At 57.7% G+C, this 24,487-nt stretch carries 27 protein-coding genes and 2 pseudogenes; 21 read left to right on the plus strand and 8 right to left on the minus strand.

The genetic code is table 11. The annotated features are described in order from the left end of the window. Positions 1-140 precede the first annotated feature (140 nt). The 8 genes from GNZ12_RS16140 to GNZ12_RS16175 all read left to right on the plus strand — a co-directional run bounded on the left by GNZ12_RS16140 (position 141) and on the right by GNZ12_RS16175 (position 6,480). Positions 141-1,292, plus strand: a complete 1,152-nt coding sequence (locus GNZ12_RS16140; protein ID WP_172311421.1) for an LLM class flavin-dependent oxidoreductase — start codon at positions 141-143, stop codon at positions 1,290-1,292. 28 nt (positions 1,293-1,320) lie between these two features. Then, positions 1,321-2,883: a carboxylesterase/lipase family protein gene (locus GNZ12_RS16145; RefSeq protein WP_172311423.1), complete on the plus strand. Its 1,563-nt coding sequence runs from the start codon at positions 1,321-1,323 to the stop codon at positions 2,881-2,883. Positions 2,884-3,196: 313 nt separating this feature from the next. Further along, positions 3,197-3,514: an SMR family transporter gene (locus GNZ12_RS16150; protein ID WP_172311425.1), complete on the plus strand. Its 318-nt coding sequence runs from the start codon at positions 3,197-3,199 to the stop codon at positions 3,512-3,514. 85 nt (positions 3,515-3,599) lie between these two features. Further along, positions 3,600-4,334, plus strand: coding sequence for an SDR family NAD(P)-dependent oxidoreductase (locus GNZ12_RS16155; protein ID WP_172311427.1), 735 nt, complete (start codon positions 3,600-3,602; stop codon positions 4,332-4,334). A gap of 41 nt (positions 4,335-4,375) precedes the next feature. Then, positions 4,376-5,137 carry an SDR family NAD(P)-dependent oxidoreductase gene (locus GNZ12_RS16160; protein WP_172311429.1) on the plus strand — a complete coding sequence of 254 codons (762 nt, stop codon included), beginning with the start codon at positions 4,376-4,378 and terminating at the stop codon, positions 5,135-5,137. Positions 5,138-5,368: 231 nt separating this feature from the next. After that, entirely contained in the window at positions 5,369-5,803 is a 435-nt protein-coding gene (locus GNZ12_RS16165) for a DoxX family protein (protein WP_172311431.1), read from the plus strand. A gap of 21 nt (positions 5,804-5,824) precedes the next feature. After that, complete coding sequence (locus GNZ12_RS16170; RefSeq protein WP_172311433.1) at positions 5,825-6,277, plus strand: Rrf2 family transcriptional regulator; 453 nt, start codon at positions 5,825-5,827, stop codon at positions 6,275-6,277. Then, positions 6,217-6,480 carry an NAD(P)-binding domain-containing protein gene (locus GNZ12_RS16175; RefSeq protein ID WP_172311312.1) on the plus strand — a complete coding sequence of 88 codons (264 nt, stop codon included), beginning with the start codon at positions 6,217-6,219 and terminating at the stop codon, positions 6,478-6,480. The genes GNZ12_RS16170 and GNZ12_RS16175 overlap by 61 nt, the downstream gene beginning before the upstream one ends. A gap of 127 nt (positions 6,481-6,607) precedes the next feature. On the opposite strand, the gene GNZ12_RS16180 is transcribed toward GNZ12_RS16175, so the two are convergent. Further along, complete coding sequence (locus tag GNZ12_RS16180) at positions 6,608-7,993, minus strand: LLM class flavin-dependent oxidoreductase (protein WP_172311435.1); 1,386 nt, start codon at positions 7,991-7,993, stop codon at positions 6,608-6,610. Positions 7,994-8,418: 425 nt separating this feature from the next. On the opposite strand from GNZ12_RS16180, the gene GNZ12_RS16185 reads away from it, so the two are divergent. From GNZ12_RS16185 to GNZ12_RS16215, 7 genes and pseudogenes are all read left to right on the plus strand, one after another. Beyond that, the gene (locus tag GNZ12_RS16185) at positions 8,419-9,495 is read left to right on the plus strand and encodes an amidohydrolase family protein (protein WP_172311437.1); all 1,077 of its coding nucleotides are present in this window, start codon (positions 8,419-8,421) and stop codon (positions 9,493-9,495) included. After that, positions 9,488-9,826 carry a metal-sulfur cluster assembly factor gene (locus GNZ12_RS16190; protein WP_172311439.1) on the plus strand — a complete coding sequence of 113 codons (339 nt, stop codon included), beginning with the start codon at positions 9,488-9,490 and terminating at the stop codon, positions 9,824-9,826. Before GNZ12_RS16185 ends, GNZ12_RS16190 begins: the two co-directional genes overlap by 8 nt. Further along, complete coding sequence (locus GNZ12_RS16195) at positions 9,823-10,704, plus strand: alpha/beta fold hydrolase (RefSeq protein WP_216673233.1); 882 nt, start codon at positions 9,823-9,825, stop codon at positions 10,702-10,704. Before GNZ12_RS16190 ends, GNZ12_RS16195 begins: the two co-directional genes overlap by 4 nt. A 99-nt stretch (positions 10,705-10,803) precedes the next feature. Continuing rightward, positions 10,804-11,298, plus strand: a complete 495-nt coding sequence (locus tag GNZ12_RS16200; protein ID WP_172311443.1) for a pirin family protein — start codon at positions 10,804-10,806, stop codon at positions 11,296-11,298. A gap of 50 nt (positions 11,299-11,348) precedes the next feature. Beyond that, complete coding sequence (gtdA, locus tag GNZ12_RS16205; RefSeq protein WP_172311445.1) at positions 11,349-12,395, plus strand: gentisate 1,2-dioxygenase; 1,047 nt, start codon at positions 11,349-11,351, stop codon at positions 12,393-12,395. A 75-nt stretch (positions 12,396-12,470) separates the two neighbouring features. Then, complete coding sequence (locus GNZ12_RS16210; RefSeq protein ID WP_172311447.1) at positions 12,471-13,169, plus strand: fumarylacetoacetate hydrolase family protein; 699 nt, start codon at positions 12,471-12,473, stop codon at positions 13,167-13,169. Positions 13,170-13,202: 33 nt separating this feature from the next. Then, a pseudogene (locus GNZ12_RS16215) lies at positions 13,203-13,382 on the plus strand (glutathione S-transferase N-terminal domain-containing protein); the annotation flags it as partial. Between the two features lie 54 nt (positions 13,383-13,436). Here GNZ12_RS16215 and GNZ12_RS16220 read toward each other — a convergent pair. After that, positions 13,437-14,537, minus strand: coding sequence for an NADH:flavin oxidoreductase/NADH oxidase (locus tag GNZ12_RS16220; protein ID WP_172311449.1), 1,101 nt, complete (start codon positions 14,535-14,537; stop codon positions 13,437-13,439). A gap of 213 nt (positions 14,538-14,750) precedes the next feature. Between GNZ12_RS16220 and GNZ12_RS16225 the strand changes: the two are divergent. The 3 genes and pseudogenes from GNZ12_RS16225 to GNZ12_RS16235 all read left to right on the plus strand — a co-directional run. Further along, positions 14,751-14,903 (plus strand): annotated as a pseudogene (locus tag GNZ12_RS16225) (IclR family transcriptional regulator domain-containing protein); the annotation flags it as partial. Positions 14,904-15,346: 443 nt separating this feature from the next. Continuing rightward, positions 15,347-15,703 (plus strand): hypothetical protein, encoded by a 357-nt coding sequence (locus tag GNZ12_RS16230; RefSeq protein WP_172311451.1) that lies wholly within the window; start codon positions 15,347-15,349, stop codon positions 15,701-15,703. Positions 15,704-16,107: 404 nt separating this feature from the next. Further along, positions 16,108-16,290: a hypothetical protein gene (locus GNZ12_RS16235; protein ID WP_172311453.1), complete on the plus strand. Its 183-nt coding sequence runs from the start codon at positions 16,108-16,110 to the stop codon at positions 16,288-16,290. A 752-nt stretch (positions 16,291-17,042) separates the two neighbouring features. Here the strand turns inward: GNZ12_RS16235 and GNZ12_RS16240 are convergent. Further along, positions 17,043-17,534: a GNAT family N-acetyltransferase gene (locus GNZ12_RS16240; protein ID WP_074286246.1), complete on the minus strand. Its 492-nt coding sequence runs from the start codon at positions 17,532-17,534 to the stop codon at positions 17,043-17,045. 66 nt (positions 17,535-17,600) lie between these two features. Between GNZ12_RS16240 and GNZ12_RS16245 the strand changes: the two genes are divergently transcribed. Further along, entirely contained in the window at positions 17,601-18,581 is a 981-nt protein-coding gene (locus GNZ12_RS16245; protein ID WP_172311455.1) for a LysR family transcriptional regulator, read from the plus strand. Positions 18,582-18,825: 244 nt separating this feature from the next. Here GNZ12_RS16245 and GNZ12_RS16250 read toward each other — a convergent pair whose 3' ends face one another. From GNZ12_RS16250 to GNZ12_RS16265, 4 genes are all read right to left on the minus strand, one after another. After that, on the minus strand, positions 18,826-19,161 hold the full coding sequence (locus tag GNZ12_RS16250) for a BrnA antitoxin family protein (protein ID WP_030103232.1): 336 nt from the start codon (positions 19,159-19,161) through the stop codon (positions 18,826-18,828). Beyond that, a complete protein-coding gene (locus tag GNZ12_RS16255; RefSeq protein ID WP_172311457.1) occupies positions 19,127-19,429 on the minus strand; it encodes a BrnT family toxin in 303 nt (100 codons plus the stop codon). The genes GNZ12_RS16250 and GNZ12_RS16255 overlap by 35 nt, the downstream gene beginning before the upstream one ends. A gap of 22 nt (positions 19,430-19,451) precedes the next feature. Next, positions 19,452-19,814: a hypothetical protein gene (locus tag GNZ12_RS16260; RefSeq protein ID WP_172311459.1), complete on the minus strand. Its 363-nt coding sequence runs from the start codon at positions 19,812-19,814 to the stop codon at positions 19,452-19,454. Positions 19,815-20,284: 470 nt separating this feature from the next. Further along, positions 20,285-20,938 (minus strand): TetR/AcrR family transcriptional regulator, encoded by a 654-nt coding sequence (locus tag GNZ12_RS16265; RefSeq protein ID WP_172311461.1) that lies wholly within the window; start codon positions 20,936-20,938, stop codon positions 20,285-20,287. A 93-nt stretch (positions 20,939-21,031) separates the two neighbouring features. On the opposite strand from GNZ12_RS16265, the gene GNZ12_RS45540 reads away from it, so the two are divergent. Both GNZ12_RS45540 and GNZ12_RS16275 read left to right on the plus strand, forming a co-directional pair. Continuing rightward, complete coding sequence (locus tag GNZ12_RS45540) at positions 21,032-21,271, plus strand: helix-turn-helix domain-containing protein (protein ID WP_407947705.1); 240 nt, start codon at positions 21,032-21,034, stop codon at positions 21,269-21,271. A gap of 873 nt (positions 21,272-22,144) precedes the next feature. Beyond that, complete coding sequence (locus tag GNZ12_RS16275) at positions 22,145-23,110, plus strand: LysR family transcriptional regulator (protein ID WP_172311465.1); 966 nt, start codon at positions 22,145-22,147, stop codon at positions 23,108-23,110. A gap of 426 nt (positions 23,111-23,536) precedes the next feature. On the opposite strand, the gene GNZ12_RS16280 is transcribed toward GNZ12_RS16275, so the two are convergent. Further along, complete coding sequence (locus tag GNZ12_RS16280; protein ID WP_172311467.1) at positions 23,537-24,487, minus strand: 3-hydroxyacyl-CoA dehydrogenase; 951 nt, start codon at positions 24,485-24,487, stop codon at positions 23,537-23,539.

Here is a 24,487-nt window from a genome sequence, read left to right on the forward strand (position 1 = left end):
CAAAGTGAGATTGCCCAATCAGCATTTGCTGCTGGACATGCCGTGGCAGCCGGATAATCTATGCGACATCAGGAAGACGCGCCGACCGTGTCGAGCGTCGCATACGTTTACATAAGCAGAGATCTGCAGGAGGGACATTGATGCCTGGCTCGACCAATCCGATCTTCAACGCCAACCGGATGAAGATCGGCATCTTTGCCATAAATGGCAGAGGTGGGATCATGACGACGGTACCGGAAGCCTATGAGCCAACCTGGGACCTGTCGGTGAAGACTTCGCAGATGGCAGACGCAGCCGGTTTCGAGGCGATTGTCTCCTACGCCCGCTGGAAAGGCTGGGTAACAGGTGGCAATGACGATTCCACCGGCGTCACGATGGATCCTTTCACGTGGGCAGCAGGCATTGCGCAGGCGACGCGCTATTCCGCCGTCTTTGCAACCTCGCATGCCCCCACGATCCATCCTATCCTCGCGGCCAAGCAGAGCTCGACGATCGATATCATTGCCGGCGGCCGCTTCGGGCTGAATGTCGTAGGTGGCTGGAACAAGCCCGAACTCGAGATGTTCGGTGCGCCCTTCAAGGAACATGATCGACGCTACGACCACCTGTCGGAATGGCTCGCCGTTATCCGCCAGCTCTGGCAATCTCATGACGAATTCGACTTTCACGGGGACTTCTTCGATGTCGTGCGTGCATCGTCAATGCCCAAGCCAGTGCAGAAGTCGAATCCGCCGATCATGAATGCAGGTGGATCGGACCGGGGCCGGCAATTTGCGTGCGAGAACGCCGATATGTGCTTCCTCATCATCCAGTCTGAGTCGCCTGCGGCAATCCGGCGCCAGGTGGACGAGTATAAGCGCCTGGCGAGAGAGGAGTTCGGCCGCGAGATCCAGGTATGGACCAATTCGATGGTGATGCAGCGTGATACGCAGGCGGAGGCGGATGCGTATTACCACCGCTGCATTGTCGAGTATGAAGACAAGGCGTGCGTCGATGCGTGGATGCAGATGCAGCAGGAGCACGCAAAGCTCATGTCGCCTGAGGCATTGAAGGCTTTCCGTCAGCGCATGGCCGGCAGCGGTGGCGGTTTTCCGCTGATAGGCTCCGCAGCGCGCATCGCCGAGCGCCTGGAGATGCTGGCGGACTGCGGGCTCGACGGCATTCTGCTGACCTGGGTTGATCCGCTGGACGGGATCGGGCGCTTCACCCGAGACGTGCTTCCGCTTATGGAGCAGACTGGCCTGCGTGCGCCTTTCACCGCACGGAGTCAGAGCGAGATGGGGCGGACCTGATCGCTTGTCGGCATGTGAGGAGCTAAATATGAACGAGATCGTAACGATAAGCCAGGGGCAGTTGAGGGGAGAGCCGTCCGTGGACGGCGAGGTGACTGCGTTTCGCGGCATTCCGTTCGCGTCGCCGCCTGTTGGCGATCTGCGCTGGCGTGCTCCGCAGCCTCCGGCTGCCTGGAGCGGCGTGAGAGACGCCACGCGCGCGAAGTCCATTGCGATTCAACAATCGATGTTAGGTAATTCGCTTCTCCCCTTTGGCGCTGAAAGCCAGTCAGAGGATTGTCTGTATCTCAACGTATGGACGGCGGCCAAGGATGCCGCAGAGAAGCGTCCGGTGATAGTGTGGATCCATCCCGGTGGCTTCCAGTTTGGATCAGGATCGGCTCCCTTCTTTGATGGTGATGCATGGGCGCGTGACGGGGTGGTGTTCGTTACCATTAACTACCGTTTGGCGAAACTTGGTTTTCTCGCCCACCCCCAGCTTTCTCTGGAAAATGACGAGGGCATTTCCGGCAATTACGGGCTGCTTGACCAGATCGCGGCGCTCCAGTGGGTGCGGGACAACATTGCTGAGTTCGGCGGCGACCCCGGATGCGTGACTATCTTCGGCATTTCTGCGGGCGCCTCCAGCGTCAGCCTGCTCATGGCATCGCCCCGCGCACGCGGCCTGTTCCATCGAGCGATCGCTGAGAGCGGTGGAAGTTTCGGTACCGTGGCTGAAGATAGCGGCGTTGCTGATCGCTGGCAATCTCTGGCGGCAGCAACACGGTCGGGTGAAGCTTGGGCCGACGGTATTGCAGACGGTGCCAACCTGGACATCCGGACGCTCGATGTCGATACGATCCGGGCAGCGAGCGGTGTCGACGGCACCAATATGCAGGGGATTTTTGACGCGGCTCAGCCAATTGTGGATGGGGCGGTACTGCCGGCGGGGAGCTATCAGATCTTTGAGAGCCGGCAGCAGGCTGCTGTCCCGCTACTCGTTGGTTCGGTTGCGAATGAAGATCTCGTGATCGGTTTCTCCCCCAGCCTCGCAGCGTATCGCGACTACGTTCAAATTGAATATGGCGATAGTGCGGAGCGCTTCCTTGCGCTTTACCCAGCCGCGACAGATGCGCAAGCGCTTGCCGCTAGCCTGAAGGCCAATAGTCACCGTGTATTCACCTGGCAGAATTGGACATGGGCCCATCTTCATGCAGCAGCTGGCCGCGACGTCTACTACTACCAGTTTCAGAAAGCCCCCCCGGTGCCGGCTGATAGTTACGACGAACAGGCCTTCCCAAGGCCACTGGGAGCTTTTCACTGCAGCTCTATCTTCTTTAGTTTCGATCGCTTTAGTCTGCGAGATTGGCCATGGCAACCCGGGGACTATGCTTTGGGCAAGACAATCCGCGCCGCCTGGGTGCAATTCGCTCGTACCGGCCGTCCGGCGGCGAAGGGTCTTCCAGATTGGCCGGTTTTCGATCCAGCCGCGCCGCGTGTCATGGCGTTCAACGATGACATCGGCTTGACCCATGTGCTTTGGCTTGAGCATCTCCACTATTGGGATGCACACTATGGTGCACGACGTGCTGCGAGCTATGTCACCGGCTAGGTGGAGACGTACTTGTTTGGTCCAGGCAGTGAGAGTCTTTTAGGAGCGGCGAGTTTCTCTTGCTCGACAAAAGTGCTTCGGGAGTTCGCCGCGGGTTGAGGCGATCATTTAACAATCTGTTTATAAACGCAATGCTAAGGAATGCAAATGATATAAGGCGGGATAGATTCTTGATTTTGCGTCTGCCGTTGTGCCGGGCGGTATGAATTCGACGCGTTGAACCAGGTAGGTTGACGAAATTGCTGATCAAAACAATGTGCTCGGATACCTATGGCGGAGGGCACCGCTGATACTTATCGTTGGAGGAGACAAAATGTCTGTTAGCTACGTCATGGTCGCGATTGCCATCGCCGCCAATCTCATTGCCGTCTATTTCATGAAGCTCTGCGCCGGCATGACACTGCCATGGCCCACCCTTGGAATGATTCTCGCCAATATGTTGACGCTTTGGTTCCTGGGGCGAGCGATGGTGGCCGGAGCGCCGGTTAGTGCCGCAGTGACAGCGTTGACCGTTGGCGTAATGATCGGCTCGTTCCTCATAGGTCTCTCGTTCGGCGAACGGATTTCGGTTGTTCAGGGAATTGGCGGGGTGATCGCCATCGCCGGCGTTGTCATTGGAAACCTGGCTTAGGAGATCGAGTCGTGCTTTTTTATCCGCTCGGTGGCAAGTGAGATGGACGCTTGTGCCAGGCACTGAATTCTGCTGGAGGGGACACATGACATCGTTGAAAGGCAAGGTGGCCATCGTCACTGGCGCGGGCCGAGGCATTGGCCGCGCTATTGCGGTCAAGCTTGCGCAATGCGGTGCAGAAGTTGTTTTGGTCGATCTGGAAGCGCCGGCCGAATCGGCGAAATTAGCCGGAGATTCGGCAATGGCTTTCGCTGGGGATGTGTCAATCGAGGCGACATGGGCAAAACTCGGACATGCCATAGACGAAAGGTTCAACCGTCTGGATATCGTCGTGAACAATGCCGCTGCCTTTCCGCGTGGCCTGATTGATGAACTGGACTTCGACACATGGCGTAGGGGGTTCGCAGTCAATCTCGACGCACAATTCTATAGCGCGAAGCATTTCGTGCCACGCATGCGCAAGAATGGCTATGGTCGATTCATTGCCATATCGTCCAATTCGATCGGCATCGCGGAGCAGGCGCTCAGTGCCTACATAGCGACGAAAATGGGCGCGATCGGGTTTATGCGAGGTCTCGCCAATGACGTCGCCGCCGACGGGATCACCTGTAACGCGATACTCCCGTCCCTGACCGATACGCCTGCCACGGCTGGCATGCCCGAGGACGCGAAACGAGCCGTCTGGCAGCAACAGGCAATCAAGCGATTAGCGGAGCCGCGGGACCTTGTCGGTCCGGTCGCCTTCCTTGCGAGTGAGGAGGCCGGGTTTATCACAGGGCAGGCGTTGGTCGTTGACGGTGGACTCTATAAGGTCAGCTAGTGTTAGCCGACCAACCTCATCAACAATATGAGAGGACAACCATGACAGGCAGGCTTCAGGATAAGGTTTGCGTTATCACAGGTACGGGTGGGAGCATGGGGCGCGCCGCAGCGCTGCTATTCGCACGAGAAGGCGCGCGTATCGTAGGGTGCGATTTAAACGAAGCAGCTGGCGCGGATACGGTAGAGGCGGTGCTTGCTGCAGGCGGCGAAATGGTCTCCCGCCATCCCTGCAATCTCACTCATTCGGATGAGTGCCGCGCCTTGGTCGATCTCGCGATTGAGCGCTTTGACCGGATCGACGTGCTCTACAACAATGCAGCGATGGCCTATTTCAACTGGATTGAAGATATTTCAGATGAAGAATGGACGCGCAGCCTGAACGAGGAGGTCAGTCTCGTTTTCTTCCTCACTCGCACTGCCTGGCCCTACCTTAAGAAAAGCGGCGGCACGATTGTCAATACGGCCTCCGCGAACGCGTACACGACGGTACGCACGCTCGGATCTTTGGCGCATTGCACATCGAAGGCCGGTGTCATCGCGATGACGCGCCAGATGGCGATGGAGGGGCGTGAATTTGGCATCCGTGCCAATTCCATTTCCCCGGGAGTGACTGAGACCAACCAGACCCGCGAGCAGCTTAATAATAAGGAATGGGCCGATCACGTGCTCGGTCGAATTATGCTCGGCCGCGCCGCAAAACCAGAAGAGGTGGCGCAGGCGGCACTCTTCCTGGCTTCGGACGAGAGCTCCTATATCACCGGCACAGATTTGATCGTGGATGGCGGAATGCTTGCCTGGTGATCCACTATCACCACTTTCGATCATGCCATCTGAATTCGCCGTTGGACACGATATCACGACGCCACTAGCTTATGCGATATGGACAGCACGCATATACGCAAAGGCTCGCGACGAGCCAGTCAGTTGACGTCTATCTATATCTACGGGATGGAATAGGGCAATGGAGCCAACTCGTACGAAGATTTATGTCACCCCCATCATCAAGCTGGAAATCCTTCGTGGAGAATTGAAATGAACACTTCGGGTTACTCGAACAACGACGTGAGCCTTTTGGCAGGGCGTCTTCTCATGGCGATAATTTTTGTTATCAGTGGCGTGGAAAAGCTCATTTCGCCGGGCCCCACTATGGGCTACATCGCATCATTAGGGTTGCCTGCACCGCTGCTGGGGTACATCGGTTCAATGGTACTTGAACTGGTATGCGCGACGTCGCTGATCCTTGGGTACCGCACTCGCGTCGTAGCGTGGGTACTGGCGATTTACTGCGTTGTGACTGCGATCATCTTCCATCATGCATTTGGCGACCAGAGTCAAATGTTCAACTTCCTCAAGAACGTCGCCATGGCGGGCGGCCTTCTGGCCTTCTCAGCCCATGGTGCGGGTGCATTCAGTATCGACCGCCGGATCAATCGTCGCGCTTCGGTTGTGGTTCCGTCTGCGCTTTAGTCGCATTGCTCGATCCAGTCTATGCCCACCAGCACTCGCTTCGCCGTCGCTGTCCACACACTCGCTGCGCTTGCCGTCAACGGCGGCAAGCCGCTGCGTTCGGAGGATCTGGCCAATTCGGTGAACACCGGTGCGGTGGTCATTCGTGGCTTGCTTTCGCGGCTGAGCGACGCAGGTCTAACGAAGTCGCAATTGGGCGCCGGCGGGGGCGCATTGCTAGCAAAGCCGCTTAAAAGGATCTGTCTGCTGGACGTTTATAACGCAGTCGAGGATACGGAGCTCTTCAGCCTGCCTCGGACACCGCCATGCATTGCCTGTCCGGTCGGCGCTGATATTCAGGAAGCCATGCACCCGGCGCTGCAACGGGCCAGAAACTCAAGCCAGTCGATCTTGGTGGCCGTCACTCGAGCAGCGTGGTTAGCGATCTCGTTCCTGGCGCGCGTCTCGTCAAGGCATTCAACCACCTCGATGTGAACGTTCTGCACGAGCCGGAAGTGTCTGGTGGAAATCGCGTGCTGTTTTACTCCGGTGACGACCTGGATGCCAAAGCGACCGTCCGCTCGCTTATAGCGAAGGCCGGCTTTTTCGCAGTCGATCTTGGAGCGCTCGATGTCGGCGGGCCGCTAGCATCGTTGCCGTTCGGTGCGCTGGCTGGAGTCAGGTTCGTCAAAGTGTAAGGCGAGGGGAGGCTCCGGTGTTCTGGACAAGCGCTGCCCGCGGCTCACCGAGTGAGCGGCGGGCAACGTTGTCCTTGCCGGTGGGTGCCTCAGATGCCGGCTCATGCTTGCAGAAATGGGGAGGTCCTTATGGGCGGTTCACCGAGGGGCGGAAACGCGCTCCATAGTGATCTGCTCGCAGCCTGGGTCCGGTTTCCGGAAACAGCTGTTCGCGCATGGTGCCTTCCTTATAGCCAGTCTTGAAGGCCCCCCTTTCCTGAAGACGTGGGATGACCAGATCGATGAAATTCTGGAGATTATCAGGTTCGACGGTGCGCACGAGATTAAATCCATCTACATCGGCTTCGTCGCGCCATTTCAACAGCGTATCGCAGACCTGATCGGGCGAGCCCACAATGAACGCCTCTCTTCCACCGACATTGGCGAAGCGCGCGAGCTCGCGCAACGTCACCTTGCCCATGTCGCCGGTAGCGCGCATGGAATCGGCGATGGACTGCACAGCATTGCTTTCCACCACGTCAATCGGTCCATCAGGATCGTAACGCGACAGATCCACGCCGAGCCAGGTGGAAAAGATCGCGAGATTGCCTTCCTCACTTGTATAGCGCTGATATTCCCGGACCCGATCGCGCGCCTCGTCTTCAGTCGCACCGACAATGACGGTAGTTGCATTGAATACTTTTATGGAATCTGGCGTACGTCCGGCGGCTACCGCGGCCTGGCGATATCGCTGAGTTGTTTTGCTGGCAAAGTCGATGCTGTTGGTGGACATGAAGCTGCACTCCGCATGTCGACCCGCGAAGGCGATCCCTCGGGATGAGGCACCCGCTGAAAAGAGCAATGGTGTCCGCTGGGGCGACGGTTCACACAAATGAATGCCGTCGCAAGAGAAATGCTCTGAACGATGATGAATCGTATGCACCTTGGAGGGATCGGTAAAGATTCCGCGCGCACGGTCGCGAATCGCAGCGCCGTCCTCCCAGCTGGCTTCCCAAAGCTTGTAAACAAGATCCATGTACTCATCTGCAATATCGTAACGGGCGTCATGTGAAACCATCTCGCTCTGCCCCATCGCTTTCGCGGTTGATGGCATCACGCCGGTAACGATGTTCCATGCCAGCCGGCCTTCCGTGAGTTGATCAAGCGTCGACAGACGGCGGGCAAGGAGATAGGGCGGTTCGTAAGTGGTGTTGCCGGTCACACCGAAGGTGATATGTCGGGTAACGGAGGCCATGGCCGAAATCAACAACATTGGATCGTTGGCGGGAAAGTGCGCGCCGCTTCGGATTGCGGCATCGGGCGCACCGCCATATGTGTCCGGCACGCCGAGTGCATCGGCAAGGAACACGCAGTCGATCAATCCCGATTCCGTCTGTTTGGCGAGGTCGGTCCAGAATTTGAGCTTGTTGTAGTCAGCTCCGGTTGACTGCGGGTGCGGCCACATTCCTGCCCATGATTGCGTAGGCGAAGCCATATAGAAAGCGTTGATAGCGATGTGGCGCTGGGATGTCATGAGACTCTCCAATTTGAAGTTATGCTAATTAAGTTATTGAAAATAGTTGACGAATGGCACACGCAGGCCGGCCTGCACCATAAGCGGAAGCACGTCCCGGGCGATGCGCCAGATCCCGTCCGCCATTCCCGGTCACCATGGCAAAGATGCCGATCTTCATACGGTTGGCGTGTCTTCCTTATCTTGCATAGATTATCTGGCTGTCACGGCATGTCCAGCAGCAAAACCTGATAGGGCAATCTCACTTCGAGAACAGGGTGCAGAGCGACGATGTTTTTAATTGACTTTGTCAGTCGCCGATTGAGTAGTCCTCTAATCAAAGCATGTCACCTGATCTTGAAACCAGATCACGCTGTGAGTTTTCTGTTCTGGACGTTAGTGAAGTCGACGGAGATACTCTCTAAAAATCACTGAGGAGGCGAACGATGATTGATGGTCTGCCCGTTTTAGATGCTGTCGTGCACGCCTATAACATGGATGCGGCGAACTACGCCAATCGCTTTGCCGCCCCGTTATGCGATCTTGTTTATGGATCGGTCGTGGCGACAGCTCGGCATGGCTACGCACCGACGCGGTCGCAATTCTATCGGGACTGGTCTATCCAGGAGGCGGCTGAGCAGGTGTTCCTCGAAAGCGATACCGATCTCGCCGTTTATCACGTTCTACCCATATTCTCGTTCAAGGACGGGTTGTGCAGCCTGGAAAAGGCAATTGAGGCTCAGGCGCGATGGCCGAATCGGTTTATCACTTACTGCGGCGTTGATCCGATGACCGGTAAGGCCGCGCTGGATGAATTGGAACGGCAGGTGGAACTGTTGCGTCCGGTCGGACTCAAGCTCTATCCGAACAGCTGGGTTGGCAGCGAGATACGTGGATGGAAGATGGACGATCCGGAAATCGCGTTTCCATTGTTCGAACGGGCCGAGAGGCTTGGGATCAAGGTCGTTGCCGTACATAAGGCACTTCCGCTTGGGCCTGTGCCCATGGAGCATTACAAGGTCGACGATATCGACCGGGCATGCATGGCTTTCCCTGGGCTGAATTTCGAGGTTGTCCACGGAGGCATGGCGTTCCTCGAGGAGACGGCGTGGCAGCTCGCGCGGTTCGACAATGTATATGTCAATCTGGAGATCACCAGCGCTCTGGCGGCAAGCCGCCCGGCGGCATTTCTTCATGCGATGGCTGCGCTGATCGGCCCAGGAGGGCAGGATGCTATCGAGCGGATCCTGTGGGGCACGGGAGCGATGGCCTTTCATCCACAACCGCTGCTGGAGACGTTCGTACGCGAATTCGCTTTTCCGGAGGCGCTAATCGAGGGCGCTGGTCTTCCGCAACTCGATCTTGCCGCCAAGCGCGCGATCCTGTTTGACAATTATGGCCGCATGACGGGACTCGATCTCGACGCCCGCCTCTCAGCTACGCGCGACGACGAATTCGCGCGCCGGCGGCCAGACGGGCCGCTCGCACCGTTCTCAACCGTGCAGGAGTTTTCCAATGCGTGACACCGCCGGAATTCAAACCGTGCTCGATCAGGTGGTCGATCCCTGCTCGATTGCAACAGGCCTTCCAATTAGCCTGATCGACATGGGAATGGTGACGAAGGTAACGCTGAACGAAGACGGTGTGGCGCACATTGGGTTGCGCCTGACCAGTCCGGTTTGCTGGCAAGCGGCCAATATCATCGCTCAGGTGGAGCAGGTGGTGGCGCGCGTGCCTGGCGTCAGCAAGGTTATCTGTACAGTCGATCCTGCGTCGGAATGGACTCCGGACATGATGGCGGCGGGCCCCCGCGCCGAACTGCGCCGCCTGCGGCCAATGGGAGCATTGTCGTGAACACCGTAGTCACAGGCGAGCCGACATGGCGCGTGCCGCCGGTTGAGGTGGTGCATCGCAGCCGGTATGTCGAGGTGGATGGGATGCGCACCCATTATCTCGAGGCTGGCGAAGGGCCTGCAGTCGTGCTATTTCACAGCGGCGAGTTTGGCGGTGGTGCCGAGACGAGCTGGGAATATCTTATACCCGCGCTCGCCCGCCATTTCCGGGTGATTGCCCCAGACTGGCTTGGATTCGGCAGGACTGCAAAGATTCATGATTTCGACAGCAAGCGGGAGCGCATGCTGTCGCACATAGTGCGTTTCATTCAACTGATGGCGCTGGACAAAGCGCATTTCGTTGGAAATTCGATGGGGGCAACCTTTCTGCTCCAGATGGCTGCCGAAAGGCCGTGCCGGTTGCCGATAGATCGCCTGGTCGCGATTAGCGGCGGCGGTTTCATTCCCGACAACGAAGAACGCCGCCGCCTGCTCGACTATGACGGCAGCGAGGAAGCTATGGCTGGTCTACTCGCTGCCATATTCGAAGATCCCGTCTGGTATCAGGATCGCGAGTACGTCCGCCGCCGCCATGCACTTAGCGTCGCACCTGGGGCGTGGGAGGCGATCGCAGCGGCACGCTTTCGCTCGCCGCAGGCGCCCGTTCGTACTGAGTTCGGCGGCGCCGATCGCACGCCGTACGGGAACATAACAGCCAGAACGCTGATCGTTGCAGGGGATCGGGACAGGCTGCGGCTTCCGGGGTTCGCTAACGAACTCGCTGCGCGCATTCCTGACGCCCGTGCGGCGGTTCTCGCGAACGCTGGCCACTGCCCGAACATCGAAAGGGCAGATGAGGTAGGAAAGCTAATCATCGAGTTTCTGACGGAAGGCACCTGAACTCTCTGTTTGACGCGCCGTAAGGCGCCGATCTGACCTGGCAAATTGATATCGCAAGCATCTTCGTTTCCGTTTCGCTCCGGCCTTACAAGAGGTCCCATGTCCAATACCGCAGCTATCGAGTCCGATCAGTCTCGTGCCATCGTTTATCGTTCCCGTGGCCAGAGCCACGGCTACATCACGCGCCTGATGAGTCCTGGTGATCTGGGCCGGGTCCTGAAGCCGTTCGTCTTCCTCGATCTCTTTGACAATCGTGGCGACGTCTTTCCGACCTTCGGCCTGCATCCCCATTCGGGGCTCGCGACGCTGACCTGCGTGGCCGAAGGTAGTGTCAGCTACGAAGACACGAACAACGCGACCGGCATTCTGCGTGCGGGAGGAGTGGAATGGATGCGCGCCGGCGAGGGGGTGTGGCATGCGGGGGGAGCAGGCGAGCCGGGGTTGACACGTGGTTTCCAGCTCTGGGTCGCGCTGCCGCCGGATTTGGAGCTCGGTCCGTCGGAAAGCGTCTATCAGTCCGCAGCCGATACTCCGCAAATAGGGCTCGCCCGGGTGCTGCTTGGGGATCCAGCACATCCGTCGTGGCCTCGTTGAGCAAGGGCGCCTTTGAACGCGCGTTGCCCGCAGCACCGAAAGGAGACGCAATGACTAACGATAATCCGGACGCATCGCGCACCGCTTACTACGAGCAGATTGGCCGCCAGCGTATGACGCCGCTTTGGGAATCGCTGCACAGTCTCGTTCCGAAAGCCCCTCGGCCGAAAACGCTGCCTGCGATCTGGAAATATGCGCAGGTGCGGGATCTCGTGATGCGGGCCGGTTCCCTGATCAGCGCCGAAGAAGCCGTGCGTCGCGTGTTGGTGCTCGAAAACCCCGGTCTCCCAGGCAAGTCGAGTATGACGCCGAACCTGTACGCCGGACTGCAGCTGATCCTGCCCGGCGAGATTGCCCCCAGCCACCGGCATACGCAGTCGGCGCTGCGCTTCATTGTAGAAGGCAAGGGCGCCTGGACGGCCGTCAACGGCGAGCGCACAACGATGCACCCGGGTGATTTCATCATTACGCCGTCATGGACATGGCATGACCACGGCAATCCTTCCCTGAAAGAGGGGGGCGAACCCGTTGTGTGGCTCGATGGCCTGGATATCCCGCTTGTCGCGCACATGGACGCTGGTTTTGCCGAAAACTACTCCGAGACTACACAGCCGATCTCGCGGCCCGAGGGCGACAGTTTTGCGCGCTTTGGCCACAACATGGGACCTGTGAGGCACCGGGTATCCGATCCCACTTCGCCGATATTCAGCTACCCCTATACGCGCAGCCGCGAAGCGCTCGACGCGTTGTACCGCAATGGTGAACTCGACGAGTGGGACGGCGTGAAGCTGCGCTACGTGAATCCGGCCACGGGCGGCTGGCCCATGCCGGGCATCGCGACGTTCATGCAGTACCTGCCCGCAGGCTTCAAGGGGCGCGCCTATCGCAGCACAGACGCAACGATTTACTGCGTCGTAGAAGGCAAGGGCACGGTCAGGATCGGCGACGATGAGTTCCTGTTCGAACCGCATGACGTGTTCATCGCACCGTCGTGGGCACCCGTGCGGCTCTCGGCATCGGTGGAAAGCGTGTTGTTCAGCTACTCGGATCGCCCTGTGCTTGCCGCACTGAATTTGTTGCGCGAAGAACGCAGCTAGACGCAGCCGTTTCGCTTCTGCACGCCCTGCTCGCGGCACGCTGCTGCTTTCTTAACCCTGTCGAGTAAAAACATTATGGCTTTTGTTTTCCCGCCCGAAGCGCCCATCGCTGTTCCCGTCGCCGGCGGCGACGCTCAATTCGCGGTGCGCCGCGTCTATTGTGTAGGCCGGAACTATGCGGCGCATGCGCGCGAAATGGGCTTCGATCCAGATCGCGCACCGCCGTTCTTCTTCTGCAAACCTGCCGATGCCATCGTGCCCGTCGCTTATGGCGAAACACTCGAACTGGCTTATCCGTCGCAGACGCGGAACTACTACTACGAAGCTGAACTCGTAGCGGTGATCGGCAAGAGCGGCTCGGATATCGATGTCGAGCAGGCGCTCGAGCACGTATGGGGTTATGCGGTAGGCCTCGATATGACGCGGCGCGATCTGCAAATGAAGATGCGCGAAATGGGGCGTCCGTGGGAGGTTGGCAAGGCGTTTGACCGCTCGGCGCCGATTGGACCGATTCATCCGACCAGCGTGGTCGGCCACTTCGAAAACGCCGGCCTGTGGCTGACGGTCAACGGCGAGACCAAACAGCAGAGCGACGTGTCGTATCTCATCTGGTCGGTCGCGGAGACAGTGGCGTATCTGTCGAAGTTCTTCCGCCTCGAACCAGGTGATCTGATCTTCACGGGCACGCCTGAAGGCGTCGGTGCTGTGCAGAAGGGCGACACGATGAAGGTCGGTGTCGATCGTCTGGGTGAAATCGCCGTGAGCGTCGTTTGACTTCAGGCGTTGCAATCGATGGAAGAACTCACTGTGCAACTCCATAGCTTCTTCAACAGTTCGACATCGTATCGCGTGCGCATCGCGCTCGCTCTCAAGGGGATTGCCTATGAAACGCTGCCCGTCAACATTCGCACAGGCGAGCATCGTGCCGCCAATTACGTTGCGAGCGTGAATCCGTCCGCTTTGGTGCCCACGCTGATGGACCGGGATCCATGTTCCCGGCCTAAATGAAGAGGATTCCTACTGCATCGGAGACGCTACTGCTCAGTCAGCAACGGCATAGCTCTCGAGCCAATGAGCATAGGGTGCGGGAAGTGTCCATGACGCACGGTCGATCCCGAGCTTGCGCGCTGCGGAATACGGCCAATGAGGATCGGCAAGATGCGCGCGCCCAACCATCACGAGGTCGAGTTGTCCATTTTCAACGCAACGATTTGCGACTTCTGGCGTATCGATGCCCCACGCCGATGCAACAGGTAGTTGCGCTTCGCGGCGTATGCGTTCGGCAATGGGCACGAGGAATGCAGGCGCCCACGGAATTTGAGCTGTCGGTGTGGAGAAGCCTACGCTAACGCTCAGCATGTCCAGACCCGCACGCTTGAAGTTCTTTGCCAGTTCGATGGATTCGGCGAGGGTCTCCTCGTCGCGCCCGTCGTATTCGATGACGCCGAAACGGGCGGTCAGCGGCAGATGTTCGGGCCATACATCGCGCACCGCCGCCAGAGTCTCCAGCAGGAAACGGCTGCGGTTATCGAGGCTGCCGCCATAGACGTCGTTCCGTTGATTCGAGTGCATCGAGAAAAAACTCTGGCCGAGATAGCCGTGTGCAAAGTGCAGCTCGAGCCATTCGAAGCCGGCGTCCCGCGCACGTTTCGCGGCCGCTACGAAATCCTCGCGCACCCGGGCGATGTCCTGAAGCGTCATTGCCTTGGGTACTCTCGGCAGATGGTCGCCGAATGCGATGGCCGACGGCGCGATGGTCTGCCAGCCGCGAGGATCGTCGGCAGCGATGTGGTTGCCACCTTCCCACGGGCGGTTCGCGCTGGCTTTGCGGCCTGCATGGGCGAGCTGGATGCCGGGCACGGCCCCGGCCGCACGGATTGAAGCGACGATGGGCGCAAAAGCTTGTGCCTGCTGGTCGCTCCAGAGGCCGGTGCAGCCCGGCGTAATTCGACCCTCCGGCGACACCGCAGTCGCCTCGACGATGACGAGGCCTGCGCCGCCGCGTGCGAGTCCGGCAAGATGCACGCGATGCCAATCGTTGATCAGTCCGTCGATGGCGTTGTACTGGCACATCGGCGGAATTGCAATGCGATTGCGCAGAGATACGTCCTTAAGGTTGAAAGGAGTGAACAAAGCGGACATCCGGCGTGCTCCTTGAAAAATCGCGATTTCAGTTGATATCGATGCAGGTGACGCTCGACTTAGTCGACACGTCTTTATGTCGCATAGAATTGTCCCGTTGCAACGTCATGTCCAACAGCAAATCCAGATGAGCCGATCTCACTTTGAGAACATCATGCAGATTGACATTGCTGCTGGACAGGCGAGGGGGATGGTTGAATCGCGGTGCGGATGGATGATGATGCAATCATATACATCCGCAAGATCGATTCGGAGTATGGACTGCGCATGCAATCTCGTGTGGGACGACGAAACCCGCTCTACAGCGCGGCCATAGGGAAAGTTCTGCTGGCGTGGATGCCACCAGAGGACGTCCGCGAGGCGCTCGGTGGATAGCGTCAAGCAGGAAGTTCAGTTTACCGACAAACATCTTGGCCGGTCGGCCGAGGTGATTGTCGCTGCGTCAGGGGGCATGGTTGTCGCTCCGTTCGGGTTGTCAGTGGGTAATTGACGGCGGCGCTCTTTCTGCTTGTCGCTAGCTGTGCGGCGCCGATAGCTTTCGACATTCAGCTCGAAGATCGACTAGAAGCACCTTGCCGTCCCGTACGCATACGATTGTGGATCGATCTTTCATGTTCTTCAGTGTAAGAGGTGATGCTTCCGCGTTTAGATCCAATTGTGAACCAGCTTAAGGCTTTCAACGTGCAGAATATCCCACCGGGGGACATCCGCATTTAGCGGTAAAAAAATGACAAAAACCCTGGTCGGTTACGCCCAGCGAAATGCTGTAAGCTGAAAAATCGAAATGATTATGCCGGCGCGAAAACGACATGAAAACTCGCTCGCCACTTATCCTCTGCTTGCCGCTCGCGTTGTTCTTTGCCGCCTGCTTGCTGTCCCTTTCCACCTTCGTGATTGCTGTTGTCTGGATGGCAATTGGCGTGATGGCACTCGGACATCGCACCTTTGAGAGCTTTCCTTCAACCGGTATTCGCCAGGAGTGGCTCCGAGGGTATCGCTCAGCGTTCGTGTGGTTCTATCACCTGGCGTGGTGGCCCTGGTACATGCGCTCGCCTATCCGAGACACAGCCGGTCAGATGGGAGCGGCGCTGCGTCGAACGAAGAAATCGCAGGGTAAGAGGCCGGATAGCCCGTCGGACCACCAGTCAAATGGTGATCGCGAGTGAACGCGGCGCGAAAAAAGACCGGCGTGAGGCCGGCTTGAAAGGTCTAGCGTCCGAGTGAGCTGGAAGTGAAGCACAGCCGCGACCTTCCCAGCGGTGCTGAATGCGTCTGTGAAGACTGGACGAACGCTCGTTTGCGCACCGCGCTTCATCGGCGGTGGGCGTCGATTATTCGCGCGGATATATTTGGGAAATTGCCACCCGCGCCGGCGTGGCAGACCTGCTTACAAGACGGCGTAACTGATCATTCCCCTGGCGCGGCGGGATCGCACGGGCACGGTTTCGCTCGAGGCGTCCTCTCGCGTCCGTCCATAGCGCACTCGCCAAAGTACTGTGTAAACGTGCAGTATCACGAGCTGCACGTAAAGGCCTAGACTGACCATTCCGACACAAACGCGGAGTGCGCCATGGTCACCAAGACCGTCCGCCGGACACTTTCCGGTCTGACTTCGGCGTTTTCGCCGGCTCCGAAGGGCAAGCAGGGGGTCGCATATACCGTGAAATCGGCCCAGCAACGCGCCGACGAAGCCTGGAGGCGCACGACGCACGGAGTGCACAGTTCCTTACTCCGTAAAGATCCGAAAGTGTGATTTTCGGAAACCAGAAGCAAGACCGAGCCTGCCGTCCGAATTGGCTGTCATCGAAGCCGGAGACGAACTATGACTGCGCCGCAAAAACTTGACGGTGTGACGCTGAAGCCCCAAGCCAGGGCTCCGCGCAAGCTGATCGAAGTCCCCGACCCTGAAGCGCGCCCGGACCTTTTGGAAGCCGTTCGCCGAGTCGTGGCTGAGAATCGGGAAGCTGGGGAGCGACGACCCCGAGAATAATTCGATCCTGTTTTATTTAGCCAACTTCCGAATTGGAAGCCGCAATGTGTTGCCATGTGCGCATCACGTTTGGGCCAGTCGTTGCCTGAATGCTGTTCAAAAATCGTCAATGTTTGCCGATGCGGGGATCATGCTGGGAGCGGCCCGCCTTGCTGGAGGGGCCGATATGGCCACAGATCGACTTGAACTCCCGTATCGCTATTAGCTGCGCGAAGAATTCAGCGTGAGCGCAACGCATCCGGCTCGGGTAGGGAAGTAGCCTTTAGGCGGCGTACACGTCCAGAGTCCCTGATATGCAGCGTCGGGCGAGGAGGGCGGTGCGTCCTTCATCTTGGCTCGTCGTTTGGACGGAGGGCCGCGACTGACGCACTGCAGCCATGAAGGGACACTCGACATGTGGGCAATACAGTACGTCCAATGGCGGATAGCTAGCGGGAAGCGGTCGTCTGCGGGGTGTAGCGTTCTCTTGGGCTATGGCGTATCCACGCCAACCTCCGGTGAGTCGATGCGCGATCTCAAATGGCCATTACCATCTCATGCCATGACATGCCGCCATGATCGGAACTGGACGGCTTGAGATAGCTATAGCCAAGGCGTTCATACAGCCCGACGTGACGCTCCTTGCACATGAGGTGAATGGTTTTCTTGCCCATCTCAGACATCTGCGAGACGAAGGTCCGCATCAGCAACGACGAGTAGCCTTTACCCTGGTGCGCCGGGTCGATCACCACCGACATGATTACGACGTTCGGCGCGGCAGGGTCGTGCCCGACAAGTTCCTTAAACGCTTCGTCGGACATGACCACTTCGAACGCACACCCGCTGTTGATAAAGCCGATCACTTTCCCGTGGAGTTCCATCACAAGGAACCCTTGCGGGTATTGGAAGATGCGAGTGGTAATCTTATTCCGCGTGGCAGCTTCGTCGCCCTCATAGGCCGAAGTCTCGATTTCAAAGCAGCGGTCAGTATCTGACGGAATCGCTTGTCGGAAGCTCGGAGTTGTCATCTGCAAGATTCGACCGGGGACCGGCCCATTGAGGTGGAAAAGACAAGATGATAAAAAAGAACCAAAATGCATGCGCTGCATTTTTTTCATCCGATACTGCACGTCATGCACGATAGTCTTCGCCGAATTGATCTGAACCTGTTGTTGGTCTTCGACGCGCTATTCCGGCATCGAAGCGTAGTCTCGGCAGCCGAGGAGCTTTGCCTAAGTTCGTCGGCGTGCAGTCACGCGATCTCGCGCCTACGTAGCGCATTGGGGGACGAGCTTTTCGTGCGCTTCGGGAACGGTATGCAGCCGACCGCAAGAGCCGAACAAATAGCATCGGGCGTCAGCGAAGCATTGCAAAGCCTGACGGGCAGCCTGGGGGATTTTGGTCCGTTCGTTCCGTCTGCGAGCAGTCAGACCTTTGTCTTCGCCGCGACTGACTTCACCGCGTTCGCGCTATTACCTCCCCTGGTTGCAGCGCTGGAATGCGACGCCCCACATATCCGCGTCCGCGTGATTTATTCGACCCATCGCGAGTCGCTGGATGACCTCGCCTCTGGGCGGGTTCAGTTTGCCCTAGGGTTTTCAGACGAAAACGACACCCAGGAATCCGGACTCGAGTCGCTCGATTGCCTTGCGGACGATTACGTGGTCGCGGTCCGGAAGGGGCACCCCCGAATCAAAAAAAAGCTGTCGCTAGCTCAGTACCTCGCGGAGCGACACGTCGTTGTCACCCCATGGAACGCAGAGGGCAGCGTTGTCGACGGGACGCTGCTAAAGTCGGGGCTTGTTCGCGACGTAGCCGTGCAATTGCCGAGCGTGATGGCCGCCCCGGTCATCGTTGCCAATTCTCAGCTCCTGATCACGTTACCTCGACGGGTGGCGCTACAACTGGCGGACGCGATCCCGCTAACAATTTACCCTGCGCCGTTCGATATCCCTCGCTACATACTCAAGGTGTTCTTTCATACGCGACATTCCGGGTCGCCAGCGCACCATTGGATGCGTGAACAGATGGTTTCTGCGTTAAGCGCATTGCCGAATCCAGCAAGGACAAGCTGACCAAAAGGCAAAGAGCTCCAACGTACGATCAAATGTCGCCGCTCGGCACGGTTTGGCCGCAGACAATCGTCGAGCAGTAGTTCAATGTCGGCAACTAGCGCTAAAGCCGCGAGTGACACCGGGCGATTTCGACTGCCCGCTACAGGGTCGAACTGGAACGCCAAAAATCGCTTTGACGTTGTTCCGAGGCGACGCAACGCAAGGGTAAATGAACCAGAAAAAAGCCCGCCGAAGCGGGCTTTCGTTACATCATGCCGTGCGACTTGGCATAGTCGCGTAGGGCGTCATTCATCCGTGTCTGCCAGCCTTCGCCGGTCGAGCGGAAAGCGTCGAGCACGTCGCGATCGTAACGAACGCTCGTTGCGACTTTGGTCACGTCGGCCGGTGGGCGGCCGCGGCGCTTCAGCAGTTCGGCCGCGGCACCTTCGCCGATCCGCTGCGGAAGCGTTTCACGCGCAGGGCGCATGCGCCGGATTTCTTCGGTGCTCAGCTCGCGCGCATCGGGATCTGCCGCAATGCCGCGATTGATCGCCGCGTCTTCCTCATCAGTCGGCATCACGATCGTGCGTTTGCTCAACATAATCATTCACCTCACGTTTGTTTGCCTTGCGAAGGCTGATAGCTCGTAGCGTTTCGCCACGCAGTGTATAGACCAGACAGTAGACGCGATCGCCAATCAAGCCGTAAGCGATGAAACGTGGCTCTCCGTACGCATATCGGTCGTCGAGCGCGTCGAGCGCGCTGTCCCATTCGAAGCTTTCGGCAAGAGCGAGTGAAACGCCATGTTTGCTGCGATTGATCTGGTCTTTGGCCGGGTCGAATTCGATCCCATGCGATTTATTGTACATACGATAAATGATTGATGCAAGGTCAGGCGAAACGCGGCGACATTTCCTGTTCGTCTGCCGCCGGCTGGGTTGATCTAGGATCGGTCGCGAGGTTGTCGCCAATCAACGGGCGTAGCCGCGAGACGTTTGAAGGTGGCTCGCCGACGACGCCGAGGGGCGGCGCAAGACGACCTATATTCATTTGCCGAAGGCGGAGGTCATGCTCCATGTCGCGGAGCCTCAAAAGCTCTGGCACCCACCAGGGTACGCGCTCCCGGCCGGACAACCAGTCGCGCACGCTGCGCTCGGATCGACGTAATTCACGCGCAAGATCTTTAAGGCTGCGGCCTTGTGCGTAGTACGCCATTTCGCGTGGGTTGCCATATCGGAGGTTTGGATATTTCATGATGCTTTTCTTGTAAGAGATTGAAGAAGACGCGCCCCTGACGCGCCCACGCACACCTTACATAAAACATACAAACACCAAACAAAAAGAGCCGGGATGAACCCAGCTCTCTTATTTAATCAGTCACTTAATTGTTGATAATTTATCTTATGTCAAATTGCATAAACGAAAACTCCTTAACGCAGTAGCACCGGATTTCCTTCCCCTCGATGACGTGCACCAAGTGGCCGACCTGCACTTTGTCTCGCAGCGTTGCGGTAGCCCGGCGCGTAAGATAGCCGAATGAATATTTCGAACGTAGTTCGCCCCGACGTTTCCGCCCATGTCTTAGCCTCCGCCTGAACTGATGGGAAGTTGCGAGGAAACAGCGTGATCCTGCTCAATTAGTGGCTGCGGACAGACCCGGCCCTTATATCCTCCGGCTAGGGTATGTCGTCTTCTTTCTCAAGGAGCGGCCGGTTTGATGAGCGTTACTGGGAAGCGCCACGGGTTGCCTGGCGCTGGGCCCGGGAAGTGACCGGTCTATTTGTGCCGGCTTTCTCGATTTCTGCAGTCGGCCGGGTCAGCAGCGGAAAAACGACGGTAAAGAAATCATCCAGAGGCTCCCGGCTGACGGCAATTTTCATGCGAACGACAGCGCCCTCCCAACTGTTAATCATGAAACGTGCCGTCGTATCTACATCCAGTCCGGGCACGATGCTGCCATCGCTCTGTCCCGCAAGAATCGTATCGGCGACGGTGTTTGTCCAGTGTTTCAACGACTCGGCTAGAGCCTGACGCACCAGCGGCATGTTGTCGGAGCATTCCGCGGCCATGTTGCCGATTAGACATCCCTTGGCGTAGCCAAAGCCGGCGTAACGCGACGCCAGGAATTCGAAATGGTTTCGCAGACGCACAACCGGTGCAACGGAGACATCGGAAAGCAACTCTCGCCTGGAGCCTGCGGTATAGATCTCGAGCACTTCGACGGCCAGCAACTCCTTAGCCTTGAAATAGTTATAGAACGAACCCTTCGGCACGCCCGCCCTATCAACGATGTCCTGAACGCTGCATGCGCTAAAGCCCAATTCGTGGAAGCACTCCAAGGCCGCGCTAACAATTTTCTCGCGTACTTTAGACACCATACATAACCTCTCCATGTGGAACGACTATAACTGTTGCGACCACCCGCTTCGGCGTCGCACCGACAGACCACATACGGACAACGCAATCGCGGGGTGTGCGGCTTGTCAGTCGAGCATTTTAGTCATGCGCTCAAGAAGCGCATCGGCCAGTCACCTTATCCGTTCCTGATCGGGCAGCGACAGCGCCGTGCTAAGACGCTGATGCTAACTGCCAATCCTTCTCTCGCGGAAATTGCACTCGCTAGCAGCTTCAGCGCTCCCCCCCACCTCAGTAGGCGGTTCATAGCGGTACAAGGAGTATCACCCGGACTATGGCGGCGCTTTAACGGTTAGCGGTCGCGATGCCTGCTCGGGCCGCAGCGTTCATCATAGGCACCTCCGTCCATTCCACTCGCGAGCGTGGTTGCCGAAACTTGACCGTTACGCCTCCAAACAAGGCAATTGCACTCCCGCTGCAATTGCTCGACGAGTTTCACAATATTGCTACCTCCATGACAGCGGCGAGGTGCAACGTCTACCCCCATGCGGAACGCAAACGTACTCATTTAACCGCCGGTCCGGGTGCACTAACGCCGGCCTCGAACGGCAGTTCCGAAGCGGCCGCTGTCCGGCTGACTCCGGCGAGCAGCGAGCAGCCATCAAATCCTGATCTCAACAACAGCAGTTGACTTTTAATACGACCGGTCATATTATAAACCATCCAATGAACGTTTCGGGTGGAAATCTTTGCAGCACTACCGGGGGGCATTAAAGGGGGCAACGCCTGCAGCTCGCGTAGCCCGACTGGAGCGTGATACACCAACCTGTGGTGTGCAAAAGACATGCATCGAATCGACGCTATTGTCAGCCTCGAAGTCGTTCGTAAAGAGCTGTTACCACAACGGCTTACCTTTTGCGCAGTGCGGCAAACTTTGAAGCAAATCGAACCGAACTGCCGACTCTCCGCCTGCACGCCGTCCGGCCGCCACTGGCGCCCACCCCTTGGTTTTCTCATTAATGGGCGTCCGCGCGACTGAGCACGAGCTGAACCCAAGTGTTCCGACCAGACTATCCGTTCTGCGAAATCGCACGAAAATCGCAAATACCAACACGGATTGACATAGAAGCCGATGCAGAAGCGGCTCGAGAAACAGCGACTTGGAGATGTCCAAATTGCGTCGACCACGAGCGTCGTCGCGGCAACAAAAGTAAGAGAAGGAGACAGATATGGACGTGAGAGTAATCCACTATTTCATCAGCGTTTTTGAAGAACGCAGTTTCACCAAGGCAGCCGAGCGGATGCATGTCGTGCAATCAGCATTGAGCATGCAAATTCGAAATCTGGAAGAAGAGCTAAAAACCCCCCTCTTCCAGCGCGCACAACGTGGATTGGAACCCACAATTGCCGGGCGCAGATTCTATGAACTTTGCGTTCCGATTGCGCGTAGCATCGCCGCTGCCAAGCAGGAGTTGGTCGAATTAGCACAGGGAACGTCAGTTGTCGGGTCGATGCGAATCGGATTGACTTCATCAATGTGTCAAAACGTTCTGGGAAATGTGCTTGGCGACTTTCATGCGCTGTATCCGCAGGTCGAGATCATCGTGACCGAAGCGTACGCGCGTGACATCACAGACCTGGTACAGTCAGGAGAACTTGATGTTGGCCTAGGCGCCCTGCCTTTGGACAGCAATAGTCTATCGTGTCGGCTCGGTTTCACGGACGAGTACGTTCTGGTCTCCGGACACCCGATAAACGGCCCGTCGCTTACACCCTGCGACCTCTCTCTGATGAAAGACCTTACGCTCGTTATCCCATCCGACCGCCACCTATTGGGCACGACGATGCGCGGCCATATTGCCAGTGGTCGCATTTCGCCAAAGAGCGTAGTCACAATTAACGGCATGGTGGCCACTCTCGAAAGTGTCCGCAGTTCGGACTGGGGTGCTATGTGCCTGATGAATTCCGTTGTGGACAAGCTGGAAAACCCGGACACATACATCTATCCCATCACAAATCCACATACCGTTTTCGATCTATACCTGCTGCATGATCTTAGGAAGCCACTCACGCCCGCTGCTCGAATTTTTATTGAAATGTTTGGAAACCGGCTCAAAGAAGTCAGAACACTCTGGAGCGGTGCTTCTTCACCGTTGAATGTCAGGCGTCCTCTGTCCGAGCATAGGACCCACTAACCTAGTGGTCGTCCGTAGTGTGCAACGGAGCGAAACAAAAACGCAACTGACTCGCAAACCAGGACTATTCAATGCGTCGGAAGTGCTGTTTTGGGATCCGCCGTGTTACTACCACGTCGTTTGCGAGCAAACACGGCAATTTTCAACCTCCCTCAGGGTGAGTTCGGTTCGGGCCCCGTGTCGACGCCCGACTCCACGCCCTCCCGCCTTGGTGATACGCTAGACACTTGAAGGAACGGAAGCGCTGCCCAATTGGACAAAGAAATTTGATGTCCATTACAGCAACTGAAGGTCCACCGGCGAAGCTAGACACCGAACAGGTAAAACGAATACGGAGCGGTTGAGCTTTAGCAACACCGGATGTGTTTGACGGCGGGTAACTCACTCACGACTCAGATCCCCTGGCAAGTCACCCACGGCACTCCGTCATCCAAGATCAGCTTTATTCCGGTTGCGAATCAAGGCCATCAGGTTCTGGTCACGCCAGGCAACGCGCTCGTCCCATTGCTCGATTGGCAATACAGCGCGCCGGGCGGCGGCAACCTTCTCGACCAGAGCCGGGGTCCACGGGTCATGCTGCCCCCGCTCAGCCCCCATCCGCGCGTATGCCGGACCCATCTTTAGCGCGTGCGATGCTATTCCGCCTCGAGTGTTGAGGTCAACTGTCTCGAATGGCCCGATAACCGACCACCGCAAGCCAAGACCGTCCCGCACTACCGTGTCAATCTCGTCAACGGTCGCTACGCCATCCCTCACCAAACAATACGCCTCCCTCAGCAACGCGCCCTGCAAACGATTGAACACGAAGCCTTCCAGTTCCTTCCTTACCACGATCGGCTTGAGTCCACAGTTCTGATACTGCGACAACGCGCGCTCGACCACGCCCGATGCGGTGAATGGCGCTGGCACAAGCTCGATCACCGGAATCAGGTACGGTGGATTACCCGGATGGGCAACGAGGCACCGGTGCCGTCCGCTCAAGTTCCCAACAAACGAAGACGTGGTCAATGCAGATGATGCGCTGGCCAGAATCGCGTCGGCCGGTGCAATTGCGTCGAGCTCTGCGAATAGCATCTCTTTCAGTTCGACGCGCTCCGGGGCGCATTCCTGAATCAGGTCGGCATCTGCGGCTGCCTGCTCAAGCGTTGCAACGATCTCGATGCGGTCCATCAGCACGTCCATCGGCTCGCTCAACAAGCCGAAATTGTCGAGTTCGCGCAGACGTCCCATAATTTCCTCGGGTACGCGTTCGCGCCGTACCGCGTCCGGGTCATACATCCGCACAATCCACTTTGCCCTCGCAAAAACGATCGCGAACGCTACACCGATGCTACCCGCCCCGATAATGGCCGCTTGAGTTGTCAGTTTTTTGCTCAT

This window comes from Paraburkholderia solitsugae, assembly GCF_013177695.1.
GTDB classification, from domain to species: Bacteria; Pseudomonadota; Gammaproteobacteria; order Burkholderiales; family Burkholderiaceae; genus Paraburkholderia; species Paraburkholderia solitsugae.